Raw genomic sequence first — 15,016 nt, 5'->3', positions numbered from 1 at the left:
TCCACCGGAGATTTCCCTATGTTGTTGTGGAACCGGCCTTCGGGCCCTATCGAGAGCACATTGGTGCTGGCCCATGGCGCGGGGGCGCCGATGGACAGCGCCTTCATGGATGAAATGGCGCAAAAGCTTGCCGCGCGGGGCATTGCGGTGGTTCGTTTCGAGTTTCCCTACATGGCTGCGCGGCGTGAGGATGGGCGCAAGCGCCCGCCGAATCCCCAGGGGCAATTGCTCGATCACTGGCGTGCCGTGCATGCCGAGGTGCGACAGCACGTCACGGGGCAATTGGCCATCGGTGGCAAATCCATGGGCGGTCGCATGGCCAGCCTGCTGGCCGACGAGCTGGGCGCGGATGCGCTGGTCTGCCTGGGTTATCCCTTCTATGCCGCCGGCAAACCGGAGAAGCCGAGGGTCGCGCACCTGGCCGAACTGAAGACCCCGACCCTGATCATCCAGGGCGAGCGTGATGCCCTTGGCGACCGCCCTGCCGTCACCGGCTACGCGTTATCCCCGTCGATCCATCTGCACTGGCTTGTCGCAGGCGACCATGACCTCAAGCCCCTCAAGGCGTCGGGCCTGACTCACGAGCAGCACATGGACGGCGCTGCGGATGCCGTGGCGGCCTTCCTGGCGAGTTGAGTGCGCGCTACTTTCGCGCGACGAGCAGGTCGAGCACGCCGCCGCCATCCTTGATCTGCTGCAGGATGATCTCGGAGCGGATGTCGGTGACGCCCCGGGCGCGGTTCAGGCGGTTGACGATGAAGTCGGAGAACTGTTTCAGGTTGCGCGCCTGGACCCGCAGCACATAGTTGCTGTGGCCGGTGACGATGAAGGCGCTCACCACCTCGGGCCAGCTCTGTACCTGCTCCATGAAGCGCTCGTGCCAGCCATCCTCGTCCTGGCGCATGGAAAGGTGCACCAGGGCATCCAGCTCGATTCCCAGGCGCTCGGCATCCAGCAGCGGTCGATAGCCGCGGATCACCCCACCGTCTTCCAGGTTGCGTAGCCGACGCAAGCAGGCTGAGGGCGAGAGCGCGACCTTCTCCGCCAGTTCCTGGTTGCTGATGCGTCCGTTCTGCTGGAGGCAGAGGAGGAGGCGCAGATCGGTAGTATCCAGGGTCATTGAATATTCTTTCAGTGAACTGTTGTCTGGCGAAATTATCTTCGAATAAGTGCCGCTTTCGGGACGAAGATAGCACGAACATTCTTCGGCCCCTGACCCATGATCATCCTCCTTTCACGGGAGTCCGATCATGCAAGACGGCCAGTCCCTCTGGGACATCAGTCCACCGCTAGACGCCAGCACGCCAACCTGGCCGGGCGATACGCCCTTCCAGGAGGAACGCTGCTGGCACATCGACGAGCACTGCCCGGTCAACGTGGGGCGCATCACCCTGTCGCCCCACACGGGCGCCCATGCCGATGCACCGCTGCACTACGACGCGTCCGGTGCGGCGATCGGGGACGTCGACCTGGCGCCCTACCTCGGCCCTTGCCGGGTCATCCACTGCCTGGATGCCGGCGGCCTGGTACGGCCTGCGCAACTGGAACCGCATCTTCACCAGTTGCCGCCCCGGGTCCTGATCCGCACCTGGCGGCAAGCGCCTCTCGACAGCTGGCCCGAGGCCTTCGCGGCCATCGATCCGCTGGCCGTCGAACTGCTGGCCCGCCACGGTGTGCGCCTGGTGGGTATCGACACGCCGTCGCTGGACCCCCAGGACAGCAAGACGCTCGATGCGCACCAGGCCGTTCGCCGTTGGCGCATGGCGATCCTCGAAGGCCTGCTGCTCGATGACGTCGCTCCGGGCGACTACGAACTGATCGCCCTCCCGCTCAAATTCACCCATCTCGATGCCAGCCCGGTTCGCGCCGTGCTGCGTCGCCTGCCTGCCTAGGAATCGACATGACTACAAGAGAAGACTGCCTGGCCCTCGATGCCCGCGACCCCCTCGGCCCCTTGCGCGAAGAATTCGTCCTGCCCGAAGGCGTGATCTACCTCGACGGCAACTCCCTCGGCGCCCGGCCGAGGCCCGCGCTGCAGAGGGCTCGCGAAGTGGTGGAGAAGGAGTGGGGCGAAGGGCTGATCGGCAGCTGGAACAGCGCCGGCTGGCGCGCGTTGCCGGAGCGCCTGGGCAACCGGCTGGCTCGCCTGATCGGCGCGGGCGAGGACGAGGTGGTCATCACCGACACCACATCCATCAACCTCTTCAAGGTGCTGGTGGCAGCGCTTCGTGTGCAGGCCGATCGCGACCCGTCGCGCAAGGTGATCGTCACCGAACGCAGTAACTTCCCCACCGACATCTACATGGTCGAAGGCCTCGCCGACATGCTCCAGCAGGGTTACAGCCTGCGCCTGGTGGATGCACCGGAGGAGTTGCCCGCGGCCATCGGCACCGACACCGCCGTCGCGCTGATCACCCAGGTGAACTACAAGACCGGCCACCTCCACGACATGGCCGCGCTCACGGCGCTGGCACACGAGTGCGGTGCGCTGACCATCTGGGACCTCTGCCATTCGGCCGGCGCGGTGCCGGTCGACCTCAAGGGTTCCGGCGCCGACTACGCCATCGGTTGCACCTACAAGTACCTCAACGGCGGCCCAGGCTCGCCGGCCTTCGTCTGGGTCGCCCCGCACCTGCGCGAGCTGGTCTGGCAGCCGCTCACGGGCTGGTGGGGCCATGTCCGCCAGTTCGGCATGGAGGCCCGCTACGAGCCGGCCCCGGGGATAGGCCGCTACCTCTGCGGCACCCAGCCGATCACCTCCCTCGCCATGGTGGAGTGCGGCCTGGAGGCCTTCGAGAAGACCGACATGCAGGCCCTGCGGGAGAAGTCCCTGGCACTGACCGACCTCTTCATCGAACGCGTCCGCGCCCGTTGTGGCGAGCACCCGCTGACCCTGGTGACGCCGCTGGAACACGCCCGCCGCGGCAGCCACGTGAGCTTCGAGCACCCCGAGGGCTACGCCGTGATCCAGGCGCTCATCGACCGTGGCGTCATCGGCGACTACCGCGAGCCGCGGATCATGCGCTTCGGCTTCACCCCGCTCTACACCGGCTTCACCGATGTCTGGGATGCCGCCGAGGCGCTCGTTGACGTGCTCGACAGCGATGCCTGGCGCGCAGAGCGCTTCATGACCCGCAAGCAGGTGACCTGAACCCAACCGGGCGCCCGGGGAGGGCGCCCAGCCTCGAGCCCATAACCACAAGAAGAGGTCGATGATGATGAAATCCCGTTTCCCAATGGCGTGTGCCTTGCTCTGTGCATCCCTCAGCCCCCAGGCGATGTCCGGGGAGCCGGCCGAAGGCTTCCTGGAGGACAGCCGGCTGGTCCTGACCCAGCGCAACTTCTACTTCCACCGCAACATGCTCAACAACCCCGGTGGGCAGAACTACCGGGAGGAGTGGGCCCATGGCATGCAACTGGACTACAGCTCCGGCTATACCCGGGGAACGGTGGGCCTCGGTGTCGATGCGTACGCCAGCCTCGGGCTCAAGCTCGACAGCAACCGTGCTCGCACCGGCACCGACCTGCTGCCCCTGGACTCCGCCGGGCGGCCTGAAGACGACTACAGCGAGGTCGGCGCGGCGCTGAAGCTGCGTATCTCGCGCAGCGAGCTGAAATACGGCAGCCAGGCACCGATGAACCCGGTGTTCGGCACCGGCAACGCACGGCTGTTCGCGCCGATGGCCATCGGCTTCTCGCTGGCCAGTCGCGAACGCGACGACCTGTTGCTGGAGGCCGGTCACTTCACCGCCGGCAACGACGGCAACTCCACCAATGGCGACGGCGCACTCAAGGCCCTGTTCGCCCAGGTGGAAACGCGTCGGGTCGACTACGCCGGCTTCGACTGGACCCCGGCGGAAGGCACCGGGCTGTCCGCCTACACCTCGAGGTTCGAAGACGTCTGGCGCCAGCACTACCTGGGAGCCAACCACCGCGTGGGGCTGGATGAAGCGCGTACCCTGACCTTCGACTTCAACCTCTATCGCACCCGTGGCCAGGGGCGGCGACTGGCGGGCGGGATCGACACCACCGCCTGGTCCGCTTCCGCACGCTACAGCCAGGGCGCCCATGCCCTGACCCTGGCGCATCAGCGGGTAAGCGGCGACGAGCCATTCGACTACCTGGGCTTCGATCGCCAGCCCGGCACATCGATCTACCTCGCCAACTCGGTGCAGGTGCTCGACTTCAACGCCCCCAACGAGCGCTCCTGGCAACTGCGCTACGACCTCGACCTGGCGCTGTTCGGCGTACCCGGCCTGGGCTTCATGACCCGCTACATCCGCGGTGACCACATCGACGACAGCCATCACAAGGGGCCGGGCTCCTACCAGCGTTACGGCGAGGCCGGCAAGCGCTGGGAGCGGGACATCGAGTTGCGCTACGTCGTGCAGTCCGGCTCGGCCAAGGACCTGTCCGTGCGCCTGCGCCAGGCCAGCATCCGCTCAACCGGGCAGGTGGCCCGTGCCGATACCGCAGACAACAACGAACTGCGGGTGATCATCGAATACCCGCTGCAACTTCTCTGACGCCTGCACAACGACAATAAGGACGAGGCACGAAATGACCACCAAGACTGGATTCGCCGCCATCGCGGCCCGCGAGCAGGGCCTCAAGCGCCAGCTCACTTCGGCGCAGATGAGCATGATCGCCATCGGGGGTGCCATCGGCACCGGGCTGTTCATGGGGAGCAGCTTCGCCATCGGCTTCGCCGGCCCCGGGGTGCTCGTCAGCTATGCCCTCGGCGCCTTGATCGCGCTGCTGTTGATGGGGTGCCTGGCGGAGATGACCGTGGCCCATCCCACCTCCGGCTCCTTCGGTGCCTACGCCGAGTTCTACATCAGCCCGCTGGCGGGGTTCCTGGTGCGCTACGCCTACTGGGCGTCCATTGTCCTGGCGGTGGGAACGGAGGTCACCGCCATCGCGATGTACATGAAGCACTGGTTCCCCGACGTGGCCGGGTGGGTGTGGATCCTGCTGTTCTCCTCGGTGCTGATCTTCACCAACGCAATCAGCGTCAAGGCGTTCGGCCACTTCGAGTACTGGTTCTCGGCCATCAAGATCAGCGCCATCCTCGCCTTCATCCTGCTGGGGGCCTGGCTGGTGTTCGGTGGGCAGAACCCGGAGTACGGCTTCCACCACTACGTCGAGCACGGCGGCTTCATGCCCAACGGCATTTCGGGCGTATGGATCGCGGTGATCATCGCCATCTTCAGCTACCTCAGCATCGAGATGATCGCCGTGGCTGCCGGCGAGGCGGAACACCCCGAGCAGGCGGTGAAGAAGGCCTTCAAGGTGACCATGGTGCGGCTGGTGGTGTTCTACCTGCTCACCCTCGCGCTGATCCTCGCCATGGTGCCCTGGCACCAGTCCGGACAGGGCGCGCAGAGCCCCTTCGTCAGCGTCATGGCACAGGTCGGGATTCCGGGTGCCACGGGCTTGATCAACTTCGTGATCCTGGTGGCGGCGCTCTCGGCCATGAACAGCCAGCTGTACACCACCACGCGGATGATGTTCAGCCTGTCCCGCGCGGGCCACGCACCCAAGGCGATGGGCCGGCTGAGCGAGGCCGGAGTGCCGCTGAACGCCCTGGCGCTCTCCTGCACCGGCATCGCCCTGGCGACCCTGGTCAACCTGGTATTCCCCGAGCAGTCCTTCATGCTGATGATGGCCATCTCCATCTTCGGCGCGCTCTTCGCCTGGATGATGATTTTCCTCACCCACTACCGCTTCCGCCGCTATCACCAGCGCCTGGGCAATGCACCGTTGGCCTTTCGCATGTGGGGCTTCCCCTATGGAACGCTGCTGGGCCTGGTCCTGGTGCTGGCGGTCCTGATCACCACGGCCTTCGTGCCGGCGTTCCGCATGACCCTGGTATTCGGTGTGCCGTTCCTGGCGCTGCTCTCCATCGCCTACCTGTTGGTCCTGCGCAGGGCTGCACCGGCAATCGGGGCGGAAGCGGGCGACCTCCCTGTCCAGCTGAGTGGCGTCGGAGCCAGGACGCCAGAACAGGAACGTTCCTGACAGGCCGGCGAGCCACGCACCCGGCAGGGTGCAAGCAGACTGCGGAGTCCATCACCACAAGGAAGGGCGACGATATGGATGCCTTGCAGGAAGCCCTGCCGATCCTGATCTACCAGCGGGAAGGGGGAAGCGTTACCGAGGTACGCATGGAGGAGGGGGAGACCGTCTGGCTGACCCAGCGGCAGATGGCGGAGCTGTTCGATACGAGCTCGGACAACGTTGGGCTGCACCTCAAGAACATCTACCAGACAGGGGAGTTGGAGGAGCTGGCAACTGCCGAGGAATACTCGGTTGTTCGCCGGGAAGGGCAGCGGGACGTCACTCGCCGTCTGAAACACTACAACCTCGATGCGATCATCTCGGTTGGTTATCGCGTCAACTCAAGGCAGGGCACGCGTTTCCGCATCTGGGCCAACGCCGTGCTCAAGGAGCTCCTGCTCCAGGGCTACAGCCTCAACCGGCGAAGGCTGGAGGCGCAGCAGGCGCGTATCGGGCAGTTGCAGAAGACCCTGACGCTGTTCCGTGACGGCCTGGTGGATCGGGCCAGCCTGACCGAGGCGCGTGGTTTGGTGAGCGTCATCGCCGGGTATGCGCGTACCTTCGTGCTGCTCAACCAGTTCGACGGCGAACGCCTTGCCCGCGATGGTTTCACCGAAGACATCCGCTATGTGATCGAGCCGGGCGAGGCCGCCGAATGCATCGCCGCGCTGAAGGCCGACCTGATGCACAGGGGGGAGGCCAGCGAGCTGTTCGGCCAGCCGAAGGACGACAGCTTCGAGGGGCTGCTGGGCAATATCGTGCAGTCCTTCGGCGGGCAGTTCCTTTACCCGAGCATCGAGGAGCAGGCGGCCAACCTGCTGTACATGGTGATCAAGAACCACCCCTTCACCGATGGCAACAAGCGCATCGGAGCCTTCTTGTTCATCTGGTTCCTGAGGCGAAACCGACATCACCTGAAGACGGATGGCGAACTGAAGATCAACGACAACGCCCTCGCGGCCATCGCCCTGTTGGTGGCCCAGAGCGATCCGCGACAGAAGGAGCTGATGGTCCACCTGGTGATGAACCTGATCATGGAGTGAACCGGCAGGCAAAGGAAAAGGGCGCCCCGAGGCGCCCTTTTTCATACCCGCTGATTCAACGGTTGAAGCGGTCCACCAGCGAGTACTGGCCTTGCGCGGTGGTGGTGAGCTCTTCGCTGAGCAGTACGGTGCGCTGGGCTTCGCCGGAGGTCTGGTCGGCGAGCTGGGCGATGCTGCTGATGCTCTGGTTGATCTGCTCGGCCACGGCGCTCTGTTCCTCGGTGGCGGCGGCGATCTGGTCGGTCATCTGGGTGATGTTGGCCACCGCCTCGCTGATGCCCACCAGGGCCTGGTCGGCCTCCAGCACGCGCTCCACGCCTTCGTCGGCCTGGCGGCGCCCGGTTTCCATGGTGCGCACGGCTTCCTCGGCGGTCTTCTGCAGCTGCGCGATGAGCTGGTGGATCTGCCCGGTGGATTCGGCGGTGCGCTGCGCCAGCTGGCGTACTTCATCGGCGACCACGGCGAAGCCACGGCCCATCTCGCCGGCACGCGCTGCTTCGATGGCGGCGTTGAGCGCCAGCAGGTTGGTCTGGTCGGCGATGCCCTTGATCACGTCGACCACGCCGCCGATCTCGTTGCTGTCCTGGGCCAGGCGGGTGACGGTCTCGCCGGTTTCCCCCACCGCGCGCGACAGGCGCTGGATGGCTTCGCGGGTTTCGGCGGTGATGCTGCGGCCCTGGCCGGTGAGGCGATTGGCTTCCTGGGTGGCGTCGGCGGTGCGCTGCACGTTGCTGGCGACTTCCTGAGTGGTGGAGGCCATCTGGTTCACTGCCGTGGCCACCTGTTCGGTTTCCACCCGCTGGCGTTCCAGCCCTTCGGAGCTGTTGTGGGCCAGGGCGTCGGCCTGGCGGGCCTGCTCGGTGAGGTGCTCGGCGGTGTCCTGCAGGCGGGTCAGGCAGGTTTTCAGGCGCGCTTCCTGGCTGAGGATGGACATCTCCAGGCGGGCCTGGGCGCCGCGGCTGTCGGTGTACATCTGCGCGATCAGCGGGTCCGAGGTGGTCTGCTCGGCCAGGCGCAGCAGGCGCTTGATGCCGCGGTTCTGCCAGGCCAGGCCGCTGAGGCCCAGGGGCACGGACAGCAGCGCGGCGAGGAGGAAGCCCCAGTGCGAGTTGAGCCAGGCGCCGATCATGAAGCCGATCTGGCTGATGAGGATGAAGGGCAGCCAGTCCTGCACGATGGGCAGCCAGCGATCGCGGCTGGGGATGGCCGACTTGCCGGCGTTGATGCGCTGGTACAGCGCTTCGGCGCGGCGTACCTGCTCGGCGGTGGGCTTGACCCGCACCGACTCGTAGCCGACCACCTGGCTGCCTTCGAAGATCGGCGTCACGTAGGCGTTGACCCAGTAGTGATCGCCGTTCTTGCAGCGGTTCTTGACGATGCCCATCCAGGGGCGGCCCTTCTTCAGCGTCGCCCACATATGGGCGAAGACGGCGGGCGGAACGTCCGGGTGGCGCACCAGGTTATGCGGCGAACGGATCAATTCGTCGCGGCTGTAGCCGCTGATATCGGTGAAGGCTTCGTTGCAATAGGTGATCACGCCCTTGCTGTCCGTCGTGGAGATCAGACGTTGCTGGGGAGGGAAAGTACGTTCGCGCTGAGTGACTGGCTGATTGTTTCTCATAGTGTTCTTCCGCAAGGCTTAGAGCGCGTATCGGCGTGGATGCACCAAAGTTGAGCCGAAATTTTTTGTGAAGTGTATCTAAAACTTTACAACTCATGAGCGGGATTTTTCACGTAAATCGCGTTCCAGAGCCTTCGGCGGTAGCGGGCCCTGTTGCGCCCATCGGCGCAGCCGGCGGAACAGGCCCGGGTAGTCTTCCACCAGCCCGTCATCGCCAAGCGTGAGTACAGCATGAAAGCCATCGCCATCCAGGTTCTGGTACAGCAGGTGGCGCGCGTCCAGCCGTGTATAGGCCTGGCGCATCACTTGCAGGTCGAGGCTCGGCGCCTCGATGTAGGCGACGGCGATCTCTTCGCGTTGGTCCTGGGCCAGGTCCAGGCGCCAGATCGCCGGGCTGTTGGTGAAGGGCGTGGGCCAGAGGTCGAGGTCCAGGCAGCCGCTTAGCTGCGGCAGTGGGGTGCCCGCGCCATCCCGCCATTCGCCGCTGCGGTTGCAATGCAGGCGTAGCTCGCGGGTGCCGCGCTCGTCGTCGACGCGGACGTGCAGGTGGCGGGGCCGCCAGTGCTGGCTGTACTCCAGCCGATAGCCCAGGCGGTAGGGGCTGCCCTGTTCGTCGAAGGCCAGCAGGACGCTGCCTGCGCGCCGGCCTTCAAGGCGCAGGTGCTCAAGCCCTGGGGTCGGTGCCCGGCTGTTCCACAGGTGCTGCCACAGCGCGGTGGCTTCCATCGTCGGTTTTCCGGTTGGTGGGCCTGCGCAGTGCCAGGTAGAGCAGCGGGCCGATGGAGGCGAATACTGCCGTGACCAGGTAGAAGGGCAGCAGATAGAGCAGCCCACGCCCCTGGCGGCGGTTGTCCTGGTACATCCAGATGCCGATCAGGCCGCAGGCGAGGTAGAGGTCGATCACCACCTGGGCGGTATCCGGGCGGCTCATCAGCTGGGCTCCGAACTCCAGGAGCGGTTGTTCGCTGATGGCCATGACATAGAGGGTATAGCCGCCGAAGGCGACAAGGGCGAGAAGTGCGGACAGGCGTGCAGGCATGGTGACGTCCTTGTTGTTGGATTGACGCGGACGATAGAACGGCGAAGGCCCCCGTGCAGCTGACGGATTGTCGCAGTCAGTCCAGCAGCAGGCCGGCGCGCTTGTACTTGGGCAGCTTGGCCACCACCAGTTGGTGGGAGCGGGTGAGCAGCGAGCGCAGCTCTTCACCGCCCACCGAAGGCGGCATGGCCAGGGTCACCCAGTGGGCGCGGGCGAGGTAGGGCGCCGGGCGGATGCCGGGGCGGTCGACATGGCCGAGGAACAGGTCGGCGTCCACCTTGAAAGCCAGGTCGCTGCCGAGGAAGTCGAGGATGGCGAACATCTTGTTCTCGGCCACCGAGAACACCCGGTTGCTGCCCCATTTGAGGTCTTCACGGGCGCCCGGCAATTGCAGGCAGAAAGCGGCTATCTCGTCGGCGGTCATGGGCGTTCCTTCACGGGGCGGGGGTGGGCCCGCTGCGTTCGTCGATACGCAGCAGGTAGAAGCTGAGCAGCATACCCACGAGCGCCATGCCGGCGGCAACCATGAAGATGGAGCCGAAGCCGAATCCCGTGGCGATGGCGCCCATCAGGGGGCCGGCGATGCCCAGCGCGAGGTCGAAGAACACCGCGTAGGCGCCCAGGGCCGAACTGCGGCTGGAGGCGGGAATGCGCGAGATGGCTTCCACGCCCAGCGCCGGGTACACCAGCGACAGGCCGAAGCCGGTCAGCGCCGCGCCGCACAGGGTCAGCCAGGGCTGCGGGGCCAGCCACAGCAGGAGCAGGCCGAGGCTCTCGATGCCGAGGCAGGCGATGGCCACGCGGTAGCCGCCACGGCTGTTGATGGCCCCGGCGAAGAGCAGCCGCGCACCGATGAAGGCACAACCGAAGGCGGTCAGGCACCAGGCCGCGCCATCCCAGCCACGGCTCGCGTAATAGAGGGTGACGAAGGTGGCCAGGGTGCCGAAACCGATGGAGCCCAGGGCCAGCGCCGTGCCGTTGGGGGCGATGCGCAGGAAGACGTTGCGGAATGGCAGGCGCACGCCCTGGACGATGGGGGCCGCCTCTTTGTTCCAGGCCAGCGCCAGGGCGCCGAGCCCGAGCAGGCCGATCAGCGCGCCCATGCTCCACAGCCCCACGCTGCCCACCATCAGCACCCCCAGTGGCGCGCCCAGGGCCACGGCGCCATAGGAGGCGATGCCATTCCAGGAGATGACCCGCGCGGTGTTCTCGGCGCCGACCCGGCCGATGCCCCAGCTGATGGAGCCGGTGCCCACCAGGCCCTGGGCGACGCCGAGGGCGACGCGCCCGGCCAGCAGCAGCGTCATGCTCAGGGTGGAGAACTGCTGCAGCGAGGTGGACGCCAGGGTCAGCACGCCGCTCAGTGCGCAGCCGGCAAGCCCGTAGAGCACGGCGCGTTTGGGCCCCTGGCGGTCGGCCACGGCGCCGGACATGGGCCGCGAGAGCAGGGTGGAGGCGTATTGGGTGCTGATGACGATGCCCGCCAGTACCGAGCCGTAGCCGAGGTCGTTGTGTACGTAGCCCGGGAGTACGGCCAGCGGCAGGCCGATGCAGAGGAAGCTGATGAAGGTGAAGAAGACGATGGAGACGATCTGCAAGGTGGTGGCGGTTGCAGACTGCTCGGCGGCACTCATGGGGCTTGTCCGGGTGGGGCTGGGGAAGAGCGCCATCATCACCCAGTCATGGGGTTAATGAAAGCTAGCTAACTATTCTTCGCAAGCCTCAGATGGGCTGCAGCCCCTCGGCCTGGCAGGCCTCGGCCAGGTGCTCGATCCAGGCGCGCACCGCCGGCAGCATGCCGCGCCGGTGGGTGTAAACGGCTTGCAGGTTGCCGCCCGGCAACTCCCAGCCCGGCAGCAGGCGAACCAGGGTGCCGGCTTCCAGCTCCTGCTGGCAGTTCATCTGCGGCAGCATGGTCATGCCCAGGCCTTGCAGCGCGGCGAGCTTGCGGATCTCGAAGTCCTCGATGCTCAGGCGTGCTTCCAGGACGATGTCGCAGCGGTTTCCACGGCTGTCGCGCAGCAGGTAGTGCAGGCGGCGGTCGGTCTCCAGGGCGCCGAGGGCCGGCAGTTGCTGGAGGTCGTCCGGGTCGTTCAGGGTCACGCCCTCGAGCAGGCTCGGTGCGCACACCAGCATGGCGCGGGCGGGGCTCAGTTGGCGGCAGATCAGCGACGGGTCTTCGTCGTCCTGCTCGCGCACCCGCAGCGCCACATCGACGCCTTCGTTGACCAGGTCGATGCGGCGGTTGCTCAGCATGACTTCCAGCTGCACCTGCGGATAGCGCTGGAGGAAGCTGGGGAACACATGGCGCAGGCGCATGCGCGCCACCTCGGTGGGGCAGGAGACGCGGATGCGCCCGCGCGGTTCGCTGGTCAGCGAGGCCACTGCTTCGTCGGCCTGCTCGGCCTCCAGCAGCATCGCCTGGCAATGGCGCAGGTAGCGCTCGCCGACATCGGTCAGGGCCAGCTTGCGCGTGGTGCGTTGCAGCAGGCGGGCGCCCAGGCGGGTTTCCAGTTCGGCGATGCGGCGCGACAGGCGCGACTTGGGAATGCCCAGCAGGCGCCCGGCGGCCGCGAAGCCGCCGTGTTCGACGACTTTGGCGAAGTAGAAGAGGTCGTTGAGGTCTTGCATGGGGATTGTCCTGTAGAGGGGACGAACTATGGCATCGGCGCTGATTCCGGCGCCACGGATTTCGTCAGCGGGACAATCTCGCAGGCCTGCACAAGCCGCCCGCTGCGGGTGTATCGTGGAGCGGCGACCGGCACCTTCGCCCGGTCCATCCCCCTGCCATCACGGAGTCAGCACCCATGTCCTTGTCCATGTACGAGGCTTCCATTCCTGTCTTCACCCGCATGCTCGGCAACCTGTCCACCATTCTCGACAAGGCCGCTGCCCACGCCGAGGCGCAGGGCATAGAGCCGGCTGTGTTCCTCAACTCGCGCCTGGCGCCGGACATGTTCCCCCTGGTGCGCCAGGTGCAGATCGCCACCGACTCGGTGAAGGGCTGCGCAGCGCGCCTGGCGCAGCTGGAGGTGCCGCCCTACGCCGATACTGAAGCGAGCTTCCCGGAGCTGCAGGAGCGCATCGCCCGCACCCTCGGCTTCATCCAGGAAATCCGCCCGGAGCAGATAGATGGCAGCGAGGGGCGCACCGTGGTGCTGAAGATGCGTGGCAGCGAGGTGAGCTTCCCGGGGCAGGCCTTCCTGCTGAATTTCTCCCTGCCGAACTTCTATTTCCACATCACCACCGCCTACAACATCCTGCGCCACAACGGGGTGAAGATCGGCAAGATGGATTTCCTCGGCGGCGTCTGATCGCCCCTCCCGCGCCACGACTTGTGGCGTGATCCATGCAATGCATGTGGCGCCGGCGGATAGGCCGTCGGCGCTGCCGGCTCAAGGAACGAAGCAAGGCGCAATTGATGGCAGGCACGCCCGATTCCTGAACCTGGAACGGAAGGTGAGCACCATGTTGGTTCGTCTTTCTGCAGTACTGGCCCTGGCGTCGCTGCTGGCGACCCTCCCCGCATTCGGCGCGCAAGCGGTGGGCGTGCACCGCCTGGTTCTCGCCGACCCGGTGGACGGGCAGCGCGAGATGAGTGCCGTCGCCTTCTATCCTGCATCCGGAGAGCCGACCCGCACCGAGCTTGGCTTCTACCAGGTCGATGCCGGCATGGATGCGCCCATCGCCACCGGCCATTTCCCCCTGGTGCTGCTCTCCCACGGCAACGGCGGTTCGCCACTGGCCCATCACGACCTCGCCACCGCCCTGGCGCGGCGCGGTTTCGTCGTGCTGGCGGTGCTGCACACCGGCGACAACTACAAGGATCAGAGCCGCAGCGGCACCCTGAGCAACCTCTATGGGCGCCCGCTGCAGCTGACCGCCGCGATAGACGCCGCCGAGCAGGACGCACTGCTGGCCGGCAGCCTGGATACCGAGCGGGTCGGCGTGATCGGCTACTCGGCCGGCGGCGAGACGGCGCTGATTCTCGCCGGCGCCCAGCCCGAACCCGAGCGCCTGCGTGCCTACTGCCGGCAGTGGCCGGACGACGATGACGCCTGCGGCCATGCCGGCGAGCTGATTTCCGACCGCGACGACCTCGAAGCCATCGCCGATTCCCGGGTCAGTGCGCTGATGCTGATGGCCCCGCTGGGCTTGATGTTCGGCCGCAAGGAGCTCGAACCGGTGCAGGTACCGGTGCTGCTCTATTCCGGGGATGACGACCGCACCCTGCAGCTGGAGCAGAACGCCGGGGCCCTGCAGCGCAGGCTGCCCAATCCCCCGGATTTCCGCCTGCTGCCGGGGGCGGGGCACTTCGTGTTCATGGCGCCGTGCTCGACGGAAATGGACGCCATGCTGCCGCAGCTGTGCCAGGACGCCGAGGGCGTCGACCGGGTCGCCATCCACCGTCAGCTGAATGCCGAGGCGGTGCGCTTCTTCACCCAGACCCTGAGCGACCTGCAGACCTCGGCACGATGATCCGTAGGTTCGTCCTACCGATGAGACAGTGCATCGCATTTTTGCCGACTAATCAGGGTTTCGCTTCATGGATAGGATTCTCCTCACTTCGATCACATCCGGTGATCGCCAAATCAGGGGATACCCATGAAGCTTCTGCACCTTGACTCCAGCATCCTCGGCGACGCCTCCGCCTCCCGCCAACTGAGCGGTGCCGTGGTTCAGGCCTGGCAGGCCGCCGAGCCCGCCGCCCAGGTCAGCTACCGCGACCTCGCCACCGACGCCTACGCCCACCTTTCCGCAGCCAGCCTGGTGGCCGGCGGCACCCCGGCGGAACTGCGTGACGCCGCGCAGAAGGCCGAAGTGAAGCTGGCCGAGGAAACCCTCGCCGAATTCCTCGCCGCCGACGCCATCGTCATCGGTGCGCCCATGTACAACTTCACCGTGCCGACCCAGCTCAAGGCCTGGATCGACCGCATCGCCGTCGCCGGCAAAACCTTCGCCTACGACGAGAACGGCCCCAAGGGCCTTGCCGGTGGCAAGAAGGTGGTGATCGTTTCCACCGCCGGTGGTATCCACGCCGGCCAGGCCAGCGGCCAGGCCCATGAGGCTTACCTGCTGCAGGTGCTGGGCTTCCTCGGCATCACCGATATCGAGATCGTCCGCGCCGAAGGCCTGGCCTACGGCGAAGACCCCCGCGCCAACGCCATCAAAGGCGCCCAGCAGCGCATCGGCGAGCTGTTCATCGCCGCCTGAGCCCGCTGAAAACACGAAGCCCCGCATTGGCGGGGCTTC

Annotated in this window: 16 protein-coding genes; 9 read left to right on the top strand and 7 right to left on the bottom strand. The window is 66.3% G+C overall.

The features are described 5' to 3' along the window. Window positions 1-18: 18 nt before the first annotated feature. On the top strand, window positions 19-636 hold the full coding sequence (locus PSm6_RS29155; protein WP_021222187.1) for an alpha/beta family hydrolase: 618 nt from the start codon (window positions 19-21) through the stop codon (window positions 634-636). Between the two features lie 7 nt (window positions 637-643). Here the strand turns inward: PSm6_RS29155 and PSm6_RS29150 are convergent, their stop codons facing one another. Then, a complete protein-coding gene (locus PSm6_RS29150; RefSeq protein WP_021222186.1) occupies window positions 644-1,120 on the bottom strand; it encodes an Lrp/AsnC family transcriptional regulator in 477 nt (158 codons plus the stop codon). A 130-nt stretch (window positions 1,121-1,250) separates the two neighbouring features. Here PSm6_RS29150 and kynB point away from each other — a divergent pair, with 130 nt between their 5' ends. The 5 genes from kynB (at window position 1,251) to PSm6_RS29125 (ending at window position 7,103) form a co-directional block, all read left to right on the top strand. Continuing rightward, complete coding sequence (gene kynB / locus PSm6_RS29145) at window positions 1,251-1,892, top strand: arylformamidase (protein WP_021222185.1); 642 nt, start codon at window positions 1,251-1,253, stop codon at window positions 1,890-1,892. Window positions 1,893-1,900: 8 nt separating this feature from the next. Continuing rightward, window positions 1,901-3,151 (top strand): kynureninase, encoded by a 1,251-nt coding sequence (kynU, locus tag PSm6_RS29140; RefSeq protein WP_021222184.1) that lies wholly within the window; start codon window positions 1,901-1,903, stop codon window positions 3,149-3,151. Window positions 3,152-3,218: 67 nt separating this feature from the next. Next, entirely contained in the window at window positions 3,219-4,526 is a 1,308-nt protein-coding gene (locus tag PSm6_RS29135) for an OprD family porin (RefSeq protein WP_371876995.1), read from the top strand. 34 nt (window positions 4,527-4,560) lie between these two features. After that, window positions 4,561-6,021 (top strand): amino acid permease, encoded by a 1,461-nt coding sequence (locus PSm6_RS29130; protein ID WP_265169061.1) that lies wholly within the window; start codon window positions 4,561-4,563, stop codon window positions 6,019-6,021. A gap of 74 nt (window positions 6,022-6,095) precedes the next feature. Then, entirely contained in the window at window positions 6,096-7,103 is a 1,008-nt protein-coding gene (locus PSm6_RS29125) for a virulence RhuM family protein/type II toxin-antitoxin system death-on-curing family toxin (RefSeq protein WP_021222181.1), read from the top strand. 55 nt (window positions 7,104-7,158) lie between these two features. Here the strand turns inward: PSm6_RS29125 and PSm6_RS29120 are convergent, their stop codons facing one another. The 6 genes from PSm6_RS29120 to PSm6_RS29095 all read right to left on the bottom strand — a co-directional run bounded on the left by PSm6_RS29120 (window position 7,159) and on the right by PSm6_RS29095 (window position 12,394). Continuing rightward, window positions 7,159-8,724, bottom strand: a complete 1,566-nt coding sequence (locus tag PSm6_RS29120) for a methyl-accepting chemotaxis protein (protein ID WP_031288824.1) — start codon at window positions 8,722-8,724, stop codon at window positions 7,159-7,161. 93 nt (window positions 8,725-8,817) lie between these two features. Beyond that, the gene (locus tag PSm6_RS29115; protein ID WP_021222179.1) at window positions 8,818-9,450 is read right to left on the bottom strand and encodes a putative glycolipid-binding domain-containing protein; all 633 of its coding nucleotides are present in this window, start codon (window positions 9,448-9,450) and stop codon (window positions 8,818-8,820) included. Then, on the bottom strand, window positions 9,389-9,763 hold the full coding sequence (locus PSm6_RS29110) for a DUF2834 domain-containing protein (RefSeq protein WP_021222178.1): 375 nt from the start codon (window positions 9,761-9,763) through the stop codon (window positions 9,389-9,391). Before PSm6_RS29110 ends, PSm6_RS29115 begins: the two co-directional genes overlap by 62 nt. 76 nt (window positions 9,764-9,839) lie before the next feature. After that, the gene (locus PSm6_RS29105) at window positions 9,840-10,187 is read right to left on the bottom strand and encodes an MmcQ/YjbR family DNA-binding protein (protein WP_021222177.1); all 348 of its coding nucleotides are present in this window, start codon (window positions 10,185-10,187) and stop codon (window positions 9,840-9,842) included. Window positions 10,188-10,197: 10 nt separating this feature from the next. Further along, on the bottom strand, window positions 10,198-11,397 hold the full coding sequence (locus tag PSm6_RS29100) for an MFS transporter (protein WP_265169060.1): 1,200 nt from the start codon (window positions 11,395-11,397) through the stop codon (window positions 10,198-10,200). A gap of 88 nt (window positions 11,398-11,485) precedes the next feature. Further along, the gene (locus tag PSm6_RS29095) at window positions 11,486-12,394 is read right to left on the bottom strand and encodes a LysR substrate-binding domain-containing protein (RefSeq protein ID WP_265169059.1); all 909 of its coding nucleotides are present in this window, start codon (window positions 12,392-12,394) and stop codon (window positions 11,486-11,488) included. Window positions 12,395-12,570: 176 nt separating this feature from the next. Between PSm6_RS29095 and PSm6_RS29090 the strand changes: the two genes are divergently transcribed. The 3 genes from PSm6_RS29090 (at window position 12,571) to PSm6_RS29080 (ending at window position 14,977) form a co-directional block, all read left to right on the top strand. After that, a complete protein-coding gene (locus tag PSm6_RS29090) occupies window positions 12,571-13,077 on the top strand; it encodes a DUF1993 domain-containing protein (protein WP_043243466.1) in 507 nt (168 codons plus the stop codon). A gap of 154 nt (window positions 13,078-13,231) precedes the next feature. After that, on the top strand, window positions 13,232-14,242 hold the full coding sequence (locus PSm6_RS29085; RefSeq protein WP_371876994.1) for an alpha/beta hydrolase family protein: 1,011 nt from the start codon (window positions 13,232-13,234) through the stop codon (window positions 14,240-14,242). Between the two features lie 126 nt (window positions 14,243-14,368). Further along, window positions 14,369-14,977 carry an FMN-dependent NADH-azoreductase gene (locus PSm6_RS29080; RefSeq protein WP_021222172.1) on the top strand — a complete coding sequence of 203 codons (609 nt, stop codon included), beginning with the start codon at window positions 14,369-14,371 and terminating at the stop codon, window positions 14,975-14,977. Window positions 14,978-15,016: the final 39 nt, after the last annotated feature.

The organism is Pseudomonas solani, assembly GCF_026072635.1.
Taxonomy (GTDB): Bacteria; Pseudomonadota; Gammaproteobacteria; order Pseudomonadales; family Pseudomonadaceae; genus Metapseudomonas; species Metapseudomonas solani.
Note: the sequence above shows the minus strand (reverse complement) of the source record. Positions and strands in the feature narration are given on the sequence as shown.

Excerpts from the sequence above, each read along its gene's own strand:
- PSm6_RS29095 (WP_265169059.1), bottom strand. The coding sequence starts at position 12,394 with ATGCAAGACCTCAACGACCTCTTCTACTTCGCCAAAGTCGTCGAACAC.
- PSm6_RS29155 (WP_021222187.1), top strand. The coding sequence starts at position 19 with ATGTTGTTGTGGAACCGGCCTTCGGGCCCTATCGAGAGCACATTGGTG.
- PSm6_RS29080 (WP_021222172.1), top strand. The coding sequence starts at position 14,369 with ATGAAGCTTCTGCACCTTGACTCCAGCATCCTCGGCGACGCCTCCGCC.
- PSm6_RS29110 (WP_021222178.1), bottom strand. The coding sequence starts at position 9,763 with ATGCCTGCACGCCTGTCCGCACTTCTCGCCCTTGTCGCCTTCGGCGGC.
- PSm6_RS29115 (WP_021222179.1), bottom strand. The coding sequence starts at position 9,450 with ATGGAAGCCACCGCGCTGTGGCAGCACCTGTGGAACAGCCGGGCACCG.
- PSm6_RS29125 (WP_021222181.1), top strand. The coding sequence starts at position 6,096 with ATGGATGCCTTGCAGGAAGCCCTGCCGATCCTGATCTACCAGCGGGAA.
- PSm6_RS29100 (WP_265169060.1), bottom strand. The coding sequence starts at position 11,397 with ATGAGTGCCGCCGAGCAGTCTGCAACCGCCACCACCTTGCAGATCGTC.
- PSm6_RS29105 (WP_021222177.1), bottom strand. The coding sequence starts at position 10,187 with ATGACCGCCGACGAGATAGCCGCTTTCTGCCTGCAATTGCCGGGCGCC.
- PSm6_RS29120 (WP_031288824.1), bottom strand. The coding sequence starts at position 8,724 with ATGAGAAACAATCAGCCAGTCACTCAGCGCGAACGTACTTTCCCTCCC.
- PSm6_RS29090 (WP_043243466.1), top strand. The coding sequence starts at position 12,571 with ATGTCCTTGTCCATGTACGAGGCTTCCATTCCTGTCTTCACCCGCATG.
- kynU (WP_021222184.1), top strand. The coding sequence starts at position 1,901 with ATGACTACAAGAGAAGACTGCCTGGCCCTCGATGCCCGCGACCCCCTC.
- PSm6_RS29130 (WP_265169061.1), top strand. The coding sequence starts at position 4,561 with ATGACCACCAAGACTGGATTCGCCGCCATCGCGGCCCGCGAGCAGGGC.
- kynB (WP_021222185.1), top strand. The coding sequence starts at position 1,251 with ATGCAAGACGGCCAGTCCCTCTGGGACATCAGTCCACCGCTAGACGCC.
- PSm6_RS29135 (WP_371876995.1), top strand. The coding sequence starts at position 3,219 with ATGAAATCCCGTTTCCCAATGGCGTGTGCCTTGCTCTGTGCATCCCTC.
- PSm6_RS29150 (WP_021222186.1), bottom strand. The coding sequence starts at position 1,120 with ATGACCCTGGATACTACCGATCTGCGCCTCCTCCTCTGCCTCCAGCAG.
- PSm6_RS29085 (WP_371876994.1), top strand. The coding sequence starts at position 13,232 with ATGTTGGTTCGTCTTTCTGCAGTACTGGCCCTGGCGTCGCTGCTGGCG.